The sequence below is a fragment of the Rosistilla oblonga genome (assembly GCF_007751715.1).
GTDB classification, from domain to species: domain Bacteria; phylum Planctomycetota; class Planctomycetia; order Pirellulales; family Pirellulaceae; genus Rosistilla; species Rosistilla oblonga.
Genome location: NZ_CP036292.1, coordinates 2,775,800 through 2,793,490, shown reverse-complemented (window position 1 = coordinate 2,793,490; position 17,691 = coordinate 2,775,800). Strand labels below are relative to the sequence as shown.

17 protein-coding genes are annotated in these 17,691 nt (G+C 58.8%); 11 read left to right on the top strand and 6 right to left on the bottom strand.

The window, feature by feature from the left end; translation table 11 throughout:
- The 5 genes from CA51_RS09820 to CA51_RS09800 all read left to right on the top strand — a co-directional run bounded on the left by CA51_RS09820 (window position 1) and on the right by CA51_RS09800 (window position 6,537).
- Entirely contained in the window at window positions 1-2,028 is a 2,028-nt protein-coding gene (locus CA51_RS09820) for a putative bifunctional diguanylate cyclase/phosphodiesterase (RefSeq protein ID WP_145120100.1), read from the top strand.
- 493 nt (window positions 2,029-2,521) lie between these two features.
- On the top strand, window positions 2,522-4,630 hold the full coding sequence (locus tag CA51_RS09815) for a LamG-like jellyroll fold domain-containing protein (RefSeq protein WP_197451718.1): 2,109 nt from the start codon (window positions 2,522-2,524) through the stop codon (window positions 4,628-4,630).
- A 109-nt stretch (window positions 4,631-4,739) separates the two neighbouring features.
- Window positions 4,740-5,555 (top strand): pyrroline-5-carboxylate reductase, encoded by an 816-nt coding sequence (gene proC / locus CA51_RS09810; protein WP_145120094.1) that lies wholly within the window; start codon window positions 4,740-4,742, stop codon window positions 5,553-5,555.
- Between the two features lie 88 nt (window positions 5,556-5,643).
- A complete protein-coding gene (locus tag CA51_RS09805; protein ID WP_145120092.1) occupies window positions 5,644-5,886 on the top strand; it encodes a hypothetical protein in 243 nt (80 codons plus the stop codon).
- A gap of 87 nt (window positions 5,887-5,973) precedes the next feature.
- Window positions 5,974-6,537 (top strand): elongation factor P, encoded by a 564-nt coding sequence (locus CA51_RS09800; RefSeq protein WP_145120090.1) that lies wholly within the window; start codon window positions 5,974-5,976, stop codon window positions 6,535-6,537.
- A gap of 11 nt (window positions 6,538-6,548) precedes the next feature.
- Here the strand turns inward: CA51_RS09800 and CA51_RS09795 are convergent, their stop codons facing one another.
- Complete coding sequence (locus tag CA51_RS09795; protein ID WP_145120088.1) at window positions 6,549-8,219, bottom strand: alpha/beta hydrolase; 1,671 nt, start codon at window positions 8,217-8,219, stop codon at window positions 6,549-6,551.
- A 483-nt stretch (window positions 8,220-8,702) separates the two neighbouring features.
- Here CA51_RS09795 and CA51_RS09790 point away from each other — a divergent pair, with 483 nt between their 5' ends.
- Window positions 8,703-9,227 carry a gamma carbonic anhydrase family protein gene (locus tag CA51_RS09790; RefSeq protein ID WP_145120086.1) on the top strand — a complete coding sequence of 175 codons (525 nt, stop codon included), beginning with the start codon at window positions 8,703-8,705 and terminating at the stop codon, window positions 9,225-9,227.
- A 17-nt stretch (window positions 9,228-9,244) separates the two neighbouring features.
- Here CA51_RS09790 and CA51_RS09785 read toward each other — a convergent pair whose 3' ends face one another.
- The 5 genes from CA51_RS09785 to CA51_RS09765 all read right to left on the bottom strand — a co-directional run bounded on the left by CA51_RS09785 (window position 9,245) and on the right by CA51_RS09765 (window position 13,805).
- A complete protein-coding gene (locus tag CA51_RS09785; protein WP_231746096.1) occupies window positions 9,245-10,165 on the bottom strand; it encodes a hypothetical protein in 921 nt (306 codons plus the stop codon).
- 238 nt (window positions 10,166-10,403) lie between these two features.
- Window positions 10,404-11,288 carry a phytanoyl-CoA dioxygenase family protein gene (locus tag CA51_RS09780; protein ID WP_145120084.1) on the bottom strand — a complete coding sequence of 295 codons (885 nt, stop codon included), beginning with the start codon at window positions 11,286-11,288 and terminating at the stop codon, window positions 10,404-10,406.
- 49 nt (window positions 11,289-11,337) lie between these two features.
- A complete protein-coding gene (locus CA51_RS09775; RefSeq protein WP_145120082.1) occupies window positions 11,338-12,132 on the bottom strand; it encodes a thymidylate synthase in 795 nt (264 codons plus the stop codon).
- On the bottom strand, window positions 12,129-12,818 hold the full coding sequence (locus CA51_RS09770) for a class I SAM-dependent methyltransferase (protein WP_145120080.1): 690 nt from the start codon (window positions 12,816-12,818) through the stop codon (window positions 12,129-12,131). The genes CA51_RS09775 and CA51_RS09770 overlap by 4 nt, the downstream gene beginning before the upstream one ends.
- A 201-nt stretch (window positions 12,819-13,019) precedes the next feature.
- Complete coding sequence (locus tag CA51_RS09765; protein WP_145120078.1) at window positions 13,020-13,805, bottom strand: SDR family NAD(P)-dependent oxidoreductase; 786 nt, start codon at window positions 13,803-13,805, stop codon at window positions 13,020-13,022.
- A 226-nt stretch (window positions 13,806-14,031) separates the two neighbouring features.
- Between CA51_RS09765 and CA51_RS25770 the strand changes: the two genes are divergently transcribed.
- Genes CA51_RS25770 through CA51_RS09745 form a run of 5 tightly spaced genes read left to right on the top strand, consistent with a single transcriptional unit; the run spans window position 14,032 to window position 17,298 of the window.
- The gene (locus tag CA51_RS25770) at window positions 14,032-14,772 is read left to right on the top strand and encodes a hypothetical protein (protein WP_197451717.1); all 741 of its coding nucleotides are present in this window, start codon (window positions 14,032-14,034) and stop codon (window positions 14,770-14,772) included.
- Window positions 14,772-15,500 carry a YdcF family protein gene (locus tag CA51_RS09760; RefSeq protein WP_197451716.1) on the top strand — a complete coding sequence of 243 codons (729 nt, stop codon included), beginning with the start codon at window positions 14,772-14,774 and terminating at the stop codon, window positions 15,498-15,500. Before CA51_RS25770 ends, CA51_RS09760 begins: the two co-directional genes overlap by 1 nt.
- A 5-nt stretch (window positions 15,501-15,505) precedes the next feature.
- Window positions 15,506-15,757, top strand: a complete 252-nt coding sequence (locus CA51_RS09755; protein ID WP_145120075.1) for a hypothetical protein — start codon at window positions 15,506-15,508, stop codon at window positions 15,755-15,757.
- Window positions 15,758-15,790: 33 nt separating this feature from the next.
- Entirely contained in the window at window positions 15,791-16,333 is a 543-nt protein-coding gene (locus CA51_RS09750) for a hypothetical protein (protein WP_145120073.1), read from the top strand.
- Entirely contained in the window at window positions 16,330-17,298 is a 969-nt protein-coding gene (locus tag CA51_RS09745) for a GDP-L-fucose synthase family protein (RefSeq protein ID WP_145120071.1), read from the top strand. Before CA51_RS09750 ends, CA51_RS09745 begins: the two co-directional genes overlap by 4 nt.
- Window positions 17,299-17,691: the final 393 nt, after the last annotated feature.

The window sequence follows — 17,691 nt, the reverse complement described above, 5'->3', positions numbered from 1 at the left end:
ATGAGCATCGAAACCGCAAACCGACCGGGTCGCATCCTGCTGGTCGACGACCAGCAATCGATTCACGACGCCTATCGCACGGTGTTGCTGAGCAACAATCGCCACGATTCCGATCTCCAAGATCTGGAAGCCGAATTGTTTGGCGATGCCGCTCCGGCAGCCCCGCCCGGCAACGCTCAAGGCTTGATGACGTTTGAATTGACGCACGCATTGCAGGGACTGGAAGCTGTCGAACTGACCACCGCTGCGATCGAACAGGACAATCCGTTTGAAGTCGCGTTTGTCGACATGCGAATGCCGCCGGGGATCGACGGATTGGAGACGATCGCCAGGTTGTGGCAGGTCGATCCGATGCTGCAGGTCATTATCTGCACCGCGTTTTCGGATTACTCCTGGCCCCAGATCATCGAGCGCTTGGGGCACCGCGACAATTTGCTGTTCGTGAAAAAACCGTTCGCCAGCGAAGAGGTGTTGCAGCTGGCGATGGCGATGACACAGAAGCATCGCACAAGCGTGGCGAGCCAGTTACGGCTGCAGCAGTTGCAAAGCGCCAACGACAAGTTGCAGGAGGAGATCGGCCAACGCAAGACGGCTGAATCCGAACTGCAGCATGCCGCGACCCACGACCACTTGACCAAGCTGCCCAATCGCAACTACTTAAAAACCGTCTTGGCCGAACAGTTCCGGCGACGCGAGCGGAACAGCGACAAGTGCGACGCGTTGATCTTCTTGGATCTCGACAACTTCAAACTGATCAACGATAGCCTCGGACATATCGTTGGCGATGAACTGTTGGTCCAAATCGCAAACCGCTTGCAGGATTCGCTCGCTTCAATGTGTGGCGATTCCGCGGCGAACATCGGGCAGGATTCGAACACGCCACACAGCTTGGTCGCTCGATTGGGAGGCGATGAGTTTGTCGTCTTCTTAGCCAACGTCGAGTCCGAAGCGTTGGCGATCCGGTTCGCCGAAACGATCCGCGACGACCTGATCAATTCTTACGTCTTGACGAACCAAGAATTGAGCGTCGGCACCAGCCTGGGAATCGCGTTTGCCAACGCCGATGTCGCCACGCCCGAAGACCTGATGCGGAACGCCGACCTGGCGATGTACCGCGCCAAATTCTCCGGCAAACGCTGCCTGGCGGTGTTCGATCGCAACATGCATTCGTCGGTGCTCAAGCAGTTGGAGATGGAAGCGTCGCTCCGCACCGTGCTGCAGGACAACGCGTTGCGGATGGTCTATCAACCGATCTTCAACGTCCAAGACGGCACGGTTACGGGAGTCGAATCGCTGCTGCGATGGCACCATCCCGAAAACGGACTGATCAGTCCCGCCGACTTTATTCCCGTCGCCGAGGAGACCGGGTTGATCGTCCCGATCGGTCGCTGGGTGCTCGAAGAGGCGTGTCGAACCGTCAAGCGACTGAATCATGATCCGGGTCGCCGGCCGATCTCGGTAAGCGTCAACGTCTCCAAGCGACAGATCATCGATCCCGGTTTTGTCCTGATGCTCGGCAAGATCCTCGAGAGTTTTGACATCTCGAGAAAGCTGATCAATCTGGAAATCACCGAGTCGTTGATCATGGAGAACCCCGAACATATCGTCGATCGCTTGCACGAGATCCGCAACCTTGGCGTCGAACTGCACATGGACGACTTCGGCACCGGCCACTCATCGCTCAGCTGCCTGCATCGGTTTCCAATCGATGTGCTGAAGATCGATCGCTCGTTTGTATCGACGATGGAATCGAATGTCGATTACGAATCGATCATCCACGCGATCATCAGCTTGGCGCACAATCTGGGCGTCACCGTGATCGCCGAAGGAATCGAGACCCAGCGGCAACTCGGGCGGCTCCGCGATCTGGAGTGTGATCTTGGTCAGGGCTACTATTTCTCTGAACCCAAAACGCTCGATGAAGTCGTCTCGTTAATCAACCGTTTGGAACAAGCCGAAACGCCCGCTCCGACCGTTTTACTCGGTCCGCCCCACGCTCCGGGACACTCGACGATCGAGTCCTGCTGACCGCAATCGCGCTCGCTGGCAGCGAACCGTCGCCACGCCCGGCGTTCAAAACTCAGCGGCCTTGCATCAGCGATGATGGTTGCCGTTCAACGACACCGCGGTCGCGGTGTTTTCAGACGATCGGCAGCGATTCGCCATCGCGGCGGGCTAAGTTCCACTGCCAGCCTCCACCTCTCGGCTTACGGTCGGATCGGGACCTTTTTCATTTCAGCGGTCCGCGCCACCGCGACTCCATAACGTCTGCGCCGATCGGAAATAGGAATCGTTCCTTTCGTGCACCAAGCGGTGGTCAAGGCGGCGGTGGTTGGCAAACCGAGACGTTCTCCGAGCCGTAGCGAAGACAAAAATTGGTTGCAATCGCCGGGGCGCATGGGTAAAACTGGCCCAGTCCGTCCCCACCTATTCCTTCCTTCCACTCCGTCGCTTCGGGAATCCCATGAGATCACTCTCGCTGTTTGCACCTGCCGTTTTAACTCTTCTGCTAGCCCTTCCCGTGTCCGCTGAACTGCGTGTTGGTGCGGTCGTTGTCGATGTCACTCCGCCCGACATGCCCGTGATTGTCAACGGCGGCATCTTGTCCCGAACTGTCGACAAAGTGAAAACGCCGATCAGCGCCCGAGCGATGGTGATCGACGATGGCGACCAACGGATCGCGATCGTTGTCGTCGACAGCTGCATGATGCCTCAGTTCCTCTTGGATGATGCCAAAGCGCTCGCTTCCCAACGCACCAAGATCCAACCCGATCGGATGCTGATCTCGGCAACTCACACTCACACCGCGCCGTCGGCGATGGGAGCTTTGGGAACCGATCCCGATCCACGCTACGTTCCCTATCTGCGAGAAAAGCTTGCTGAAGCGATCGCATCGGCGGAAGCCAACTTGGCTCCGGCGCATGTCGGCTGGACAACAGTGGATGCAGACAAGTTCACGGCGCTGCGGCGTTGGATTCGTCGTCCCGACCGAATCGATGACGATCCGTTCGGCAACCCAACGATTCGCGCCAACATGCACGCCGCTCGTGTCCCCGAAAACGTGACAGGTCCGTCGGGCCCCGAAGATCCCGAGGTTTCGTTGATCTCGTTCGCGTCGCCCGATGGGCAACCGATCGCCGTGTTGGCCAACTTTTCGATGCACTACTTCGGCGACTCACAGATCAGCGCCGACTACTACGGACTGTTGTGCAACGCGTTCCAAGATCGTGTTGCTCAGTCGGAAACTGCGGCTAAGGAAAAATCCCCTGAACAAGAGCCCGGGGCATCGCCGTCGATGGTCGCGATGATGTCGCATGGATGCAGCGGCGATATCTGGCGCCGCGATTACACAGCTGGCCCTGATGGCAACTACAACCCAACGCTGGAAAACTACACGACCGAATTGTTGGACCTCATCTACGGAGCCTATAAAAAGATCGAGCACAAGCCAGTCGATTCGATCGCGATGGCGGAAAACCGCTTGCCGATGATGTACCGGCTGCCCGATGCCCAACGCTTGCAGTGGGCCCAGCAGATCGTCGATTCGATGGAAGGCGAGTTGCCCAAAACGATCCAAGAGGTCTACGCTCGCGAACAGGTGTTGCTTCACGAATTGCAGTCGACCGACGTGGTCGTGCAGGGAATTCGAATCGGCGACATCGGGATCTCGACAACGCCTACCGAAACCTACGCTTTGACCGGGTTGAAGTTGAAGCTGCAGAGTCCGTTTGCCAAACAGATGGTGATCGAATTGGCTAACGGTGGCGACGGCTATATCCCGCCGCCCGAACAGCATCACTTGGGCGGATACAACACCTGGGCAGCGCGTTCGGCTGGTTTGGAAGTTCAGGCCGAGCCGAAGATCACGGAAGCAAATCTGCAATTGTTGGAACAGTTGGCGGGCAAACCGCGACGTCCGTTTGTGCAGACTGCTGGAGAGCTGACCCAAGCGATCCAAGCGGCCGATCCATTTGCGTTTTATCGATTGGATCATATGGACGGATCGATCGCGATCGACAGTTCGAAGCATCACCGCGACGCCAGCGTCTCGCCGGGCTACGCGTTGTTTCTCGAAGGGCCAGCACAGCCAGGCGTCTGCGAAACGGATGAGATCAACCGCGCGATCCACCTCGCGGGCGGACGGCTGCAAACGCGTTTGCCAAGCGGCCAAGCCGACTACAGCGTGGCGATGTGGATTTGGAACGGGATGCCCAACGATGGCCGCGAGACAACCGGCTGGATCGTCTCTCGCGACCGTCCCTATCAAACGAGTTCGTTTGGCGAGCATCTAGGAATCGGCGGCACCGCGACCGATCCTGGCAAGTTGATCTTCGTCAACGGCGACGGCAAGCCGGTGACGGGGCAGACGACGCTTGAACGTTGGAGTTGGAACCATGTCGTGATGACTCGCAGCGGCGACAAGGTGCGGGTCTATCTGAACGGATCGAAGCAGCCAGAGATCGAGACCACCGCAGCGGCGGCTAGCGTTTCGCAAGTCGGCGACCTGTTCATCGGGGGCCGCAGCGACAACGACTCGAATTTCGAAGGCCGCATCGACGAGGTCGCTATCTTCGATCGGGCTCTCGAGCCGGCACAGCTCGAAACGCTGCTGGTCGAACCGGTCCAATAGCTGGATCAAGGGGTGTTGAGTCGGTTGCCGATGAACCGGTACGCTATAGGCGCAGCCTGGAATGTACCGGCCGGCAACCTACTTGCACTCTCTAAAAAGATCGCGATCCATGGAAAGTACCAAACCGCAACTGGCATTGATTGGTGGCGGAAAGATGGGGCGGGCGTTGGTACAAGGGATGATCGACGCCGGTTTCACGACAGCCGACCGGGTCACCGTGGGAGATCGGAACACCGATTCGCAGGCTTGGTGGAAACAGAACGTTCCGCAGGCCAAGGTCACCGCCGACAGCAAGACCGCTGTGGAAGCGGCCGATGTCATCCTGTTGGCGATCAAGCCGCACGGCGTTCCGGCGGTCGTGGCGGAATTAAAACGAACAGCCCGCAAGTCGCTGCTGATTTCGGTCGCGGCGGGGATTCAATTGGGGACGTTGGTCCGCCAATTCGGCAGCAGCCGCGTTGTCCGCGTGATGCCAAACACCCCTTCTCTGGTCGGTGCCGGTGCCAGCGCCTACTGCTGTGGCGACGATGTCAGCAGTGAAGACGCAGCCTATGTCGACGGAATGCTCTCCTCGGTCGGCAAGGCGTTCCGCGTGGAAGACAAATTGATGGATGCGGTCACGGGAGTCAGCGGCAGCGGGCCAGCCTATGTCTGCATGATCATCGAAGCTTTGGCCGATGGTGGCGTGTTGTCGGGACTGCCGCGCGAGCTGGCGATGCAGCTGGCGACGCAGACCGTGCTAGGGACCGCGACCCTTATCCAACAGACCGGTTCGCACCCCGCAGTCCTTAAAGACGCTGTCGCCAGTCCCGGCGGGACCACGATCGCGGGGATCGCCGCCTTGGAACGCGGTGCCCTGCGAAACACCTTGATCTCCGCTGTCCAAGCCGCCGCCCTTCGCGGTGAAGAACTGGGCAAGGGCTGATCGCAATTTTTTTCTCGCAATCGACGATGGCGGCTTGCTGAACTCCGTTCGGCTACGCGATATTCTTGTTTTAGGGAGTGTTACGGTCATGAATAATTCAATCACCATCTTGATCGACGACAAGCATGTTCCGCTGTATCGGATCATGTGGGTCGCTGACACGCCGCACTTTTGTGGCGAAGAGGACTGCACCCGCGAAGGCCAATACGAAGTCCGCCTCGAATTGGACGAATCGGTTTGGGCTTCGCGAGCCGAACGCGACAGCGTGCTCGAATCGATCAACGGTTCGCGCGACGGAGTCGATCCCGGCGAAGAGGATGGTCCTTGGTAATCGCATCGTTGCAAGCACGATAGCCGACATGTTGGTTCTCGACGCGCCCCTCCCCCTCGGATCCCATTCCAACTTCCTAAGCAGAACATGCAAGCAAAAGAAATCAAAACCGGTACGGTCGTCGTTTACAATGGCGACCCTTTGTTGATTCTGGGGATTCAGGTGCAGACGCCATCGGCGCGGGGAGCCGCAACGCTGTACAAGTTTCGCGGCCGCAATCTGGTCAGCCGGCAGAAGGTCGATCTCACGCTCAAGGGGACCGACGCGTTGGAGATGGCCGATTTCCACAAACGCGATGTCCAGGTGATGTATCGCGACGCCGAACAGATCCATCTGATGGATACCGAAAACTATAACCAGTACGCAATGAACCTGGATGATGTCGGCGACCAATTGCTCTACTTGTCCGAAGGACTCGAAGGGATCCGCGCTCTGATCTACAACGACGGTCCGGTCGGCTTGGAATTGCCCGCGTCGGTCGAGATGGATATCACGCAGTGCGACCCCGCGGTCAAAGGCAATTCCGCCACGTCGCGCAGCAAACCGGCGACGCTGGAAACCGGGCTGGTGATCCAAGTGCCGGAATACATCAAAGACGGCGAGCGTATCAAAGTCGACACACGCACCGGCGAGTTCCTCTCGCGAGCCTAAGCATCCGCGTTCTAGCGGACCGCAGCACCTTGTTGCTGGGCCAACTGCCAATAGACCAGTTCGCCAGCTTGCCGCGCGATCAACATCGCGCGCTGCGGCGCTGGCAGACGTTGGCGGACGAGTTCATACAGATCGCGAAGCATCGTTTCGTTATCGCCGTAGTAGCTGTGGCCCAGCAGACTTAGATCGATTCCGCTGACGTCGATCGTCTCGATTCCCGGGACCACCACGATCTGATCTCCACTCTCTCCCGCTCGCGGATGACCGTGGACCTTCTTGCTGGCGATCAACGCTTGATCGTCGCTCGACGCATACAACGTCACCTGGTTCGCCACCTTTAAAAGCGAAGGAGCGAGATCGCGGCGGAAGCGATCGGCATCGACGTCGGGAGCGGCCAACACAATGCGATCAAACAGAGCCGTTGCCTGCGCCATCTCCCAACCGATCTGCTGCATCACCGCTGTCATCGGGCGGTTCCCCATGCTGTGAGCGACCACGTTGACGCTCTTCGCACCACTTTCATGGACCAATTCCAGCAGGAATTCTTTTAGGTGGGCGATCGTCCATTCGGAGTTGTTTTCGTCGATGGTGTAGCCGACCAACGATGCTTGGCTGGGCCAGCTGTAGCAAACGGGAACGCCTTCGAAGGGAAGATCGACGGCGATCTGAGCGGTCCGTTGAACCGCGGATTCGAAATCGACGTTGTAGCCGTGGATGAAGACCAACAGGTCGCTCTCGGGAGCGCTGGCGACGCGATCCGACAACCGCTGACGAAAGTCGTCCGCTGCGAGTTCGGTGGCGCTGGTCAGGACCATGTGTTTGGTCTGATCTTCGCGCAGCTCGAATCGCAACAGACTGGGACGTTCGACCAGCCCGCGTTGATGCGTGTCCGGCACGGTGACTTCGCAGATTCCGCGAACTAACGTGCCACGATCGCCGCTGTACGTGACGCCCTGCTTTTCAATGTTGGCTTGTCCCAACGCGATCCATCCACTGGCCAATACGCCGACCAGACACGAAGCCACCATCGAGACGGCTGCCATCCGGCCGCGGCCGCGAACCAATTGGTAGAGCCCCAGCAGAGCCAACCCGATCGCCACTGCGGCGAACATCATAAACGCTGTCTTCTGTCCGCTGATCTGATACGACGACAAAGGCACGTCGGTGCGTTTGCGATCGGTTGCATAAAAGACCTCGACAGTCGCAAAGCCGGCCTCGGCATCGTGCTCCGCTCCCGCCGGCAGCCGCTGTAGATGGGCGCTCGGTTCGGCAGCCACCTGCTCGGCTGGAGCTATCGAATATTCGATCCGTTGTGACTGAGATGTAACGACATCCGCACTTGCGGCTGCAGAACCCGCTTTGGGAACTCTCATCGCTTGCGGTTGCGGAGCCTTTGTCATCGTGGGCGCCTTGGCCGAAGGAGCGAACTTCGGCAGCGATTCGGATCGCGCGATTTGTGGTGGGTCCAATGGAGCTGGTGACGGTGCGGGCAGACCTTGCGAATCAGCGGGGGACCGCATCGCAGCCGCATCCGCCTCGGGGTTCTCGTAATTTTCGTACCGCAGCGGCGTCTCCTCGGCCGCACGCTCGGAACATCCGCTGGCGATCGCAAACAATCCGAGCAGCGCGAATGCGAAGGCTCGGTGACCGGTGGTCTTCCGGAGATTGTGAGTGAGCAACATCGGAGGAGGTTCCCTGGAATCGAATCGGAGACAAAACAGCGTGCCTCTCCTATAGCACCCCAGCCCAGCAGAGGTCGACCGCAAATCCCACTCGGTCGTCTTTCGCTCCGCGAAAGAACGCACCGCAAACGCACTTTCGCAGAGCGAAAGGCGACAATCCCCATACCAGCACGAAGCGCAAGCGAGTGAACGCGCAACGAAGCTTCCAAAAGAAAAATCACTCGCTGGCGCGTCGTGCTAGTATCGCTAGCGTCCCAAGGTTGGTCGTCTTTCGCTCCGCGAAAGAACGCACCGCAAACGCACTTTCGCAGAGCGAAAGGCGACTAAAAGAAAAATCACTCGCTGGCGCTTCGTGCTGGTATTGCTAGCGTGGCGTCGGCGCGAGTCCTTTTCATACCGGTCCCCGATTTGAGCTACTGCGGTACAATCGCGGTCGCATCGACTCTGCACCACGAACCTCCACTCTTTGGGAACCTTCCAATCATGGCGATCTATCGACTCGGCGACCGCACCCCTGAACTGGCTCCCGACTGTTTTGTTGCCGAGGAGGCGACGTTGATAGGTCGGGTTGCGATCGGATCGGAGGCGAGCGTTTGGCCGAGCGCTGTGTTGCGAGGCGATATCGAATTGATCGACATCGGGGCTCGCAGCAGCGTCCAAGATGGGACGGTGATGCACACCGACCCAGGCTGCCCGCTGACCGTGGGAGAAGGCGTCACGATCGGACACCAAGCGACGCTGCACGGTTGCACGATTGAAGACGGAGCACTGATCGGGATGCAGGCGATCGTGCTCAACCGCGCCGTGATCGGCCGCAATTCTTTGGTCGGCGCCGGGGCTCTGATCACCGAAGGCAAAACGTTCCCGGAGAACTCGCTAATCCTAGGCGCTCCGGCGCGGCGAGTCCGCGAACTGACCGAAGAAGAGATCGAGAATCTCGCCAAGACGGCGGAGCGATACGTCGTCCGCAGTCGCGACTATCGCGAGAATCTAGTTCGGCTGGCGTAACGCCGTTCGCAGAGACCTTAGTTCTTCTGCAGATCCCAAGCTTGAAACCACTCGGTTTGCGTCTTCTTCATTTGGAAGTCGTCCCGCAAACGATCGGCCATGTCCGGCAGGTGCCCGGCGCCATAGAAGACGGCAACCTTGCGGCTTCCCCGCTGCAGTTCATCGGCCAGGACGCTGAACGCTTTTGCGTTGCGTTCGGTGATGATCGTGCTCTTGCCAGTGGCATCGGCCATCGCAGCGGTTGCGATTTCCATATCCTCGAACTGCGAAGCCATGATCTGTTTCATGCGTCGTGCGCGATCGGGAGCGAACAACGCAAACAGTAGCGCGGTATCCGAAGCCGCTGGTTCAGCGGCCGCTTGCGTCGCCATCCCCGACCCCAACATGCGGAACACCATTTTCATGACACTGTCCCCACGCTCGGCCATGTCAGCGGCAAATTCCTCGGGACTCATATCGGCGTGGCGGAAGTTCTTCGCGTCGTAATCGATATGCTCCAACTGGAAGTCCAGATTCAGAATGTCTTTCATCCCCAACTGCATCGCTCCCAACGGGCCGCGGACTTCGCCCGCCTGTTCTTTGCTGACCGTTGTTCCTTCGGGAGCGACCAATTCGTAAAGCACGCGGTCGTAGTCGGCGAACCGCTGATTCAATTGTTCGTAATATTCCTTCTGCCCGATGTGAACGACGCCGATCAGATCGACCACGCGTCCAGCGTATTTGCTTCCCGCCGGTCCTTCAAAGCGAACGATCGACGTCTCCATCGAATCGGGCTTTCCATTGTCCAGTTTCGTGATCCGCAGGTATTCGCTGGTCGCCTTCTTCGCGTCGGCTTCCTTCTCCTGTTCCGCGGTGTCAACCGGCGCAACCGCCGCTTGCGCAAACGCACCAACCGCTCCGACCAGCGATGCAACGATCAGACCGATGGCCAACAACATGGTTTTCAACCAAGATTGCAACGTGAGCATTTACTTCTTCCTCTGATAAACGTTTGCGAGCAGGCTTTTGGCAGTCGGGGAGCGTTCGATTTCGCCCCCAACGCCAAGCCTGTTCTTTAAAGATAGGCCGCCGCCGGGCGAACGTAAAGCGAAAGCAGGCGAGGGAAGCGGCTGAAAGTCACGTTCGGATAGGTTGAACTGGCGATTAGGCAATCGAGTCGCGGGTGGGACGGCAAAATCAGAGCGATCGTTCGCCGTCGAACAGCAGCGGAAAGTAGCGGCCGGCAAGAGGCTGCCCCGCCGGGACCGGATCGGTACCATCGAGCAACGGTTTGTCGCCGGCGGAACAGACGCCGTCGCGGACCACGTTCAACACGGCGGCTCGCCGCGGCCGATCGGTCCGATTGGCAAACGATCCGTGGACCATCAACGGATGATGGAACGCGCACTCTCCCGCCTTCAGCTCGATCGCTGTGGGATTTTGCAACTGATGCATCTGCTGTTCGCTGAGCACTTCCCCGATCGCTTGCATGTCGCCGGCCAGCCCGGTGATCGGCAGCAGGGGCCAACGATGGCTGCCGGGCACATACTGCAAGCAACCGTTGTCGGCGGTGGCATCATCCAATCCGATCCAACAGGTCAGATGAGCCATCGGCTGGGTCCGCGTCCAATAGGAATAATCTTGGTGCCAAGCGACAACGCCGCCGTGGTGAGCCGGTTTGCAAAAGAGTTGGTCGTGCCAAAACCGAACCGCTCCGCCCAACAACTGGCTGGCCGCGACGAGGAAGGCAGGGTTCCACAACATGTCGTGGAAACCGGGCCGCGTTCGCCAAGCACCCAAAGCGTGGAACAACACCAGATCGGGATCGGATGATTCGTTGCTGTTGTATTCGTACCACAGCGAGCGGCCGTCGTGATCGGGCTGCACCAATTCCGCCAATTCAGCGCGGAGGTGTTCGATCTGCGCATCGTCGAGAATTCGAACCCCAGCCAGATATCCAAACTCGTGATAGTGAGCGATCTGTTCGTCGGTCAAGCGAAATGGAGAGAGGTCGCTGACGGCGGCAAGCCGCTCGAACAGGTCGCTTGTCGGTTCGTGGAACGTCGAATAATCGGTCGCCATGTTTTGCCCAAGGGTTTGAATGACGGGATGGAGAATCGATCACGAATGGTTATACCGCCACAGCTGCCTTGATGTGCGGATGCGGATCGTAACCGATCAATTCGAAGTCTTCAAATTTAAAGTCGAGCAGACTTTTCTGATCGCCGCTGATCTGCATCGTTGGCAGCGGTCGCGGCTCGCGGCTCAATTGCAATCGCGCCTGCTCAAAATGATTGTGGTACAGATGCACATCGCCCAGGGTGTGGACAAAGTCGCCCGGCTGCAGCCCCGTTACGCGGGCCATCATCATCGTCAACAAGGCGTAGCTGGCGATGTTGAAGGGAACACCGAGGAAGAAGTCGGCGCTGCGTTGATACAGTTGGCAACTTAGTCGTCCGTCGGCGACATAAAACTGGAACAGGCAGTGGCACGGCGGCAGCGCCATGTTGTTGACTTCGGCAACGTTCCAAGCTGAAACGATCAAACGCCGCGAGTTGGGATTGTCGCGGATCTGCGATTCGACTTCCGCAATCTGGTCGATCGTGCCGCCATCGGGGGCAGGCCAGCTGCGCCATTGATGTCCGTAGACTGGCCCCAAGTCACCGTTCTCGTCGGCCCATTCGTCCCAAATCGAAACGCCGTTCTCTTTGAGCCAGGCGATATTCGTGTCGCCACGCAAGAACCACAACAATTCGTACAAGATGGACCGCAGGTGCAGTCGCTTCGTCGTCAGCAGCGGAAAGCCGGCCGCCAGGTCGAATCGCATCTGCGCTCCGAATTGGCTGCGCGTCCCCGTCCCGGTCCGATCGGGCCGGTCGGTGCCATGTTCGATGATCTGGTTCAGCAGTTCGAGATAGGTTTTCACGACGCGGTCCCTTCTTGGCAAGCGGCGGACTTGCGAACATCCAGCGTCCAGTGACGGTCGCTGGTCATCTGCACCGCGTCGGGCGACATGCCCGCAGCGGAAACCATCTGCTTGACTTCGTCCAACGTCAGGGCAGCGTGCAGCGATTGGCGAAACAATTGTTGCGCGACTTCCGATTCCTTGCCCGCATATTGGGCGACTAACGCTTCCACCGCGTCGGCCGAATCGGGACGGCAGAGGTCGCGAACGAAGATCCGCCCATCGATCGCAGTCAACCGATGGATCTCAGCAAACGTCGGCTGAGGTTCGGGAAGATGATGGATCAGACTGTTGCACATCACGCAATCAAACATCTCGTCCTCAAAGTCGTCCATCGCTTTGGCGTCACCCTGCATCAACTGGATGCGTTCGATGGCGCTGGCGATCTCGATATTGTAGATCGCCAGTTCCAACATGCTGGCGGCGGCATCGAGCGCCATGATCCGGATATCGGGCATCCGTTCGCACAACAGGATCGGAATCTGCGCGGTTCCGGTCCCCAGGTCCAAGATGTCGTTGCCGATCGATCCGCCCGCCAACAGGTCGTCGACGAAACGAATGTTGACGGCCGAATGATTCATGTCGTCGTAACTAGCGGCTTCGGCCGGGTCGTCCATCGATTCGGGTTCGAGCGTGCGTGGCAGCATGGATTTGCAGGCGGCGGGATCGGGAGTGTTCGGTAAGCAGGCGACAGTGAGTCGACGCGACGTTCGCCACGGGGGGCCGAGGCGCCGGCCATCATATCAGATGCCCTCGCGTTCCGTAATTAGCATCGACGGGCAGCACGACGTTCCAGGACTTGGGCAGCGCGATGGATTCTCCAGCATCGACGCCGCGGGCGATCGGGGTTATCCGAAGCGGGCGATCAGGCGGTTGGCGAGCCAGGGGCAGCAGCGGTCGAGGTAGACGAGCAGCTTGCCGCCGGGGCTGAGCACAATTTCGTCGCGGCGTTTTTCGATCGCTGCGATCGCCAACTGAGCCACACGAGCGGGACTCATCGCGCCGCGGCGGTGCTGTGTCTGAGCCGCCTGGGTTTCGATCGCCACATCAAAAAACTCGCTCGCCGTCGTGCTGGGACTCACAAGCGTGACCTGGATCCCCGATCGCGCCAGTTCCGCCCGCAGCGAGTCGCTCCAACCATGGATCGCAAACTTGCTAGCACAATATTCACTTTTGCCCGGCACGCCGCGATGCCCCAAGACGCTGCTGATGTTGCAGATTACCGCGTTGTCGCTGGCCTGCAGCATCGGCAGGGCGAGCCGCGTCAATTCGACGGTGGCGAAGAAATTGACCTCCATAATTCGACGCAAACGCTCCGGCGATGCCTCTGCGAATGGACCGATCCCGCCGATCCCTGCGTTGTTGACCAGTAGATCCAGATGAGGCGATATCGCCGCGACGCGATCGATGATCTGCTGGCGAAACGCGGGGTCGGTAAGGTCCCCCGCCATGGGGATGATCTCACCGGGGGCGGCCGACGCGCTTGTCTGCAGTTGCTCCAGCCGCTCGGTTCGCCGCGCCACCGCGACGACATTGGCACCTCGATCGGCCAGTTGGCGAGCGATTTCCCAGCCGATTCCGCTGGACGCTCCGGTAACGATCGTGGTCGCATCCGTGGGACGCCATCGAACCATGGGTATATTTCCTTTTCAAATCGTGGGGGGAGCGATCGCGTCCGGTTGGCGATTGGCGTTGTGGGAACGAGCAATTAGGATGGGCAACCACCGGGCTGTCGTCGACCTGCGCTCAACAGCTGCAAGCGGGGACGGCCCGTATGTCTGGGGGCATTGCGGCGACTCACGCCGCAGTATTTGATGGTTTGGCTTCGCACAACGTACACAATAGAAGAAGGGGTTTGATTTGCCGAGACGACGAATATGGCTGATTCTTGCGGTCGTGGCGTCGATCTTGGCTGCTCTGCTGCACCAACCGCTCCTCTCTGCGGTCACACGATGCTACCGCAGCAGCGATGCGATCGATGAATCCTCGATCACGCATCTGTATCTGCTCGATGGCGATCGGCTGCTGGAAACCGCAATTGCGATGGCGTCCGATGGGAAACCGATCTTGATCCCTCAAGAGGCAACTTTGCGATCGGTGCAGTGTGGCGCGGCCCCTTCTCCCGACGAAGTCAAGCCGCAGTTGTTGTTGGAACTAGGGGCGGCATCGGGGCAAACGGAACTCGTTCCCGGGGCGGCTTGGGATGATTATGAGCGGATCGAATATCTCGGCCAATGGATGGACCAAAATCCCGATGCCGTGGTTTGTATTCTGGCAGAAGCTCTGGCGAGCGGGCGGCTGCGGCGGATCGTCGATCGCAAATTTACCGACCAAGCGGCGAGCCGATTGAAAATCAAACCATTGGATCCGATCGATCATTCCGCCGATCGTTGGTGGCGTTCGACGACCGGCTGCAAAGAGTTTTATGGTCAATCGATCGCTTGGCTTTACGACTGGATCTCTCCCGACGGGACGCCGCGTCCGGACGACATGAGTCCCCAAGAATACGAAGACGCGTTCCGTCAACGTTTGCGTTCGCTAGGCGTTCGTTTGTCCGACGTACCGCCGCAGCCGGAACTCTCACCGCAGGGAGCGTCTTGATGATCCGACGCGTTGGGTTTGCGATGCTGTTGATTTTTGGACTGCTGTGGGCCAGCCATGCGCAACTGTTGCTAGCGGTCGCGAACGGTTTAGATGTCAGCGAGCCGATCTTGCCGAGCGACTATGTGGTCGTCTTGCCTGGCGGTCCCGAGACGAGGACGTTTGCCGCCGTGGTGATCCTCCGCGAGGGCCTTGCCAAACGGACGGCGATCCTCCGCAATCCCGAAACGAACGCGGTCCAAGAGGGGCTGCGTCTGCCAACACACGAGATGACTCAGCGTATCTTTCAGGAGCGAGGGATCGCAGAGGAGCGGATGTTTTTCCTCGATGGCGAGTCTCGCACGACGCACAGCGATTTGGAATTGATCGGATCGATCTTGGAGACCGATCCCGATGCGACGATCACGATCGTGACCAACCGCTTTCACACGCGACGAGCCCGCTGGGCTGCCGCCCGCATCTACGGTGGAAAACTGGAACGCTTCCGTTTTGTTGGCGCTCCGTCGGACGCGTTTGTGTGGGAGACTTGGTGGCAGTCTCAGCAAGGACTCGAACAGATCCTAGCCGAATATCTGAAGCTAGGTTATTACATGGCGATCTATTCGACGTCGATGCAGCGTTTGGCGGTGGTTGCAACCGCGTTGGGATCGACGTTAGTGGCAGTTTTGTGGGTTCGCCGACGCCGACGCATTTTTGACTTACATCGCGAGCAGGCACAACAAGCTTGATCTCAATGAATCGCATTTCTGAACCGCTGCTATTGTCCCGATGTCCAAGCGACAGGGCAGTTGTTGGAACAGTTGTGCGGTGCGCTCTCGAGCGTTGGGATATCACGGTCGTCGCCGGCCAGCCCAACAAGAATCTTACGGGGCAGGAGTTTGTCCGCCGCGGGCAACAGAAGCGTGATGGCGTCACGATCTACCGCTTGCCCCCCACGACACGCCCCAAACGATCGAAGGTCGGTCGGTTGATCACTGTGTTGTAGTTCACATCGCAAACACGTCGCTGGGGTCGCCGCGTGCCAGCGGCTCAATCATTTGACGTAATCGTAAGCGAATCGGATCCGTTTTTTCTGCCGATCGTTGCGGCCCCGATTGCGCGGCGGATGGGAGCCAAACACGTTCACTTTACCGAATACCAGCCGATCGAACGCCTGACCGATAGCTTGCCCGCGGCGGACTTGCACGTCGAGTCGCCGGCTGCCAACATCCACGAATGCCTTGCTCCCAGCAAACTGTACGGCATCCTCGCATCGAGGACGCCCGTGATGGCGATCACTCCCGATACGTTCTCGGTAGCTAGCGAGTTCGAATCGCACCAAGTCGGTCGCGCGGTAGAACCGGGCAATGTTTCGCAGGTAGTCGAGCATGTTTGTTGGGGCATCGAACATCCGCATGGACTAGAAGCCAGTGGCGAAATTGCCCGCCGACTGGTACAAGCGAAATACGAACGTAGAATAGCATCTCAACAAATCGCCGATGTTTTGAACTCGGTTTGCGATTGCGATCGCTCCGATCAACAGCCTTCCTCGACACCAGAAACCTATTTGGAAACGCAATGAACGCTGACACCTCGGCTCCATCGAACCAACGCCTGTTTGTCGCCGGACACCGCGGCATGGTTGGCGACGCGATCTGTCGACGCGTTGCCAACGATCCATCGATCGAACTCCTGACCGCCGGTCGCGAGGTCGTCGACCTCTGCGATGCGGAAGCTGTCGATCAATATTATGCCGACAACCGTCCCAATGCAGTTGTTGTAGCAGCGGCCAAGGTGGGAGGTATCTATGCGAACAGCCAATACCCTGTCGAGTTCTTGTCGCAGAACATGAAGATCGCGATGAACTGCGTCGAAGCGGCCTACAAACATGGCGTCAGGCGGTTGCTGTTCCTCGGCAGCACATGTATCTATCCCCGCGATGCGCCGCAGCCGTTGGTTGAATCGGCGCTCTTGTCGGGGCCGCTCGAATCGACCAACGAAGCGTATGCGATCGCAAAGATCGCCGGATTAAAGCTGTGTCAGTTTTACCGGCAACAGTATGGCGTGATGTTCCATTCAGCGATGCCGACAAATCTGTATGGCCCTGGCGATAACTACCACCCCGAAAACAGCCACGTCCTGCCGGCGCTGCTGCGTCGATTTCACGAAGCTAAAGAGGAGCAACGCGGTAGCGTGACGATCTGGGGGAGCGGATCGCCGCGTCGCGAATTTCTGCACGTCGATGATCTGGCTGACGCGGTGATGCATCTGATGTCCGCCTCCCATCCGCCCGACTGGGTGAATGTCGGAACCGGAGAAGACTTGACGATTCTTGAGCTCGCGAAAAAGATCGCCGCCGTGGTCGGGTTCGAAGGGGAGATCAAAACCGATCCCTCCAAGCCCGACGGAACGCCGCGGAAGGTGACCGATGTCAGCCGCTTGCATGAGATGGGCTGGCGACACGAGATCGATCTCGAGCGCGGACTAAAGCAAACGTACGCGAGCTTCCTGAAAGAGGAAGCCGAGAGCGGTTTGCGGCAAGCCTGATCCGCGCCGTGCGATGGCACGCCAACGGTGCCGCAGGCGATTAGAGGAAAGTAGGTTGGGGCAATGCCAGTCCAGTTCAAGAAGCGCTGGACTGGAGCTGCTGCTTTTCAATCACTTGCTTGCGCTGCGTGCTGGTATCGCAATTCTCTGCTGTGGTTAAATCAGCAGATTGCGCTGCGTGCTGGTATGGCGATTCTCTGCAGTGCTTAAATCACTTGCTTGCGCTGCGTGCTGGTATTTGCCGCGGCTTGCCTCGCCGCCTGGTTTTACCGGAACCTGAACCGTGAGCCCGCTCACGGCGGAGTTTGTCAAAGTAGCGTCCATTGTCGCAGGCATCGCAGTGAGTGCACTGGTTGGGTGAGCGACGCTGAATCGAGACAAGCAAGGGGTACG

Bases quoted from the DNA above. Each gene is read 5' to 3' on its own strand.
- CA51_RS09820 (WP_145120100.1), top strand. From the start codon at position 1: ATGAGCATCGAAACCGCAAACCGACCGGGTCGCATCCTGCTGGTCGAC.
- proC (WP_145120094.1), top strand. From the start codon at position 4,740: ATGGAAAGTACCAAACCGCAACTGGCATTGATTGGTGGCGGAAAGATG.
- CA51_RS09805 (WP_145120092.1), top strand. From the start codon at position 5,644: ATGAATAATTCAATCACCATCTTGATCGACGACAAGCATGTTCCGCTG.
- CA51_RS09800 (WP_145120090.1), top strand. From the start codon at position 5,974: ATGCAAGCAAAAGAAATCAAAACCGGTACGGTCGTCGTTTACAATGGC.
- CA51_RS09795 (WP_145120088.1), bottom strand. From the start codon at position 8,219: ATGTTGCTCACTCACAATCTCCGGAAGACCACCGGTCACCGAGCCTTC.
- CA51_RS09790 (WP_145120086.1), top strand. From the start codon at position 8,703: ATGGCGATCTATCGACTCGGCGACCGCACCCCTGAACTGGCTCCCGAC.
- CA51_RS09785 (WP_231746096.1), bottom strand. From the start codon at position 10,165: ATGTTGTTGGCCATCGGTCTGATCGTTGCATCGCTGGTCGGAGCGGTT.
- CA51_RS09780 (WP_145120084.1), bottom strand. From the start codon at position 11,288: ATGGCGACCGATTATTCGACGTTCCACGAACCGACAAGCGACCTGTTC.
- CA51_RS09770 (WP_145120080.1), bottom strand. From the start codon at position 12,818: ATGCTGCCACGCACGCTCGAACCCGAATCGATGGACGACCCGGCCGAA.
- CA51_RS09765 (WP_145120078.1), bottom strand. From the start codon at position 13,805: ATGGTTCGATGGCGTCCCACGGATGCGACCACGATCGTTACCGGAGCG.
- CA51_RS09760 (WP_197451716.1), top strand. From the start codon at position 14,772: ATGATCCGACGCGTTGGGTTTGCGATGCTGTTGATTTTTGGACTGCTG.
- CA51_RS09755 (WP_145120075.1), top strand. From the start codon at position 15,506: ATGAATCGCATTTCTGAACCGCTGCTATTGTCCCGATGTCCAAGCGAC.
- CA51_RS09745 (WP_145120071.1), top strand. From the start codon at position 16,330: ATGAACGCTGACACCTCGGCTCCATCGAACCAACGCCTGTTTGTCGCC.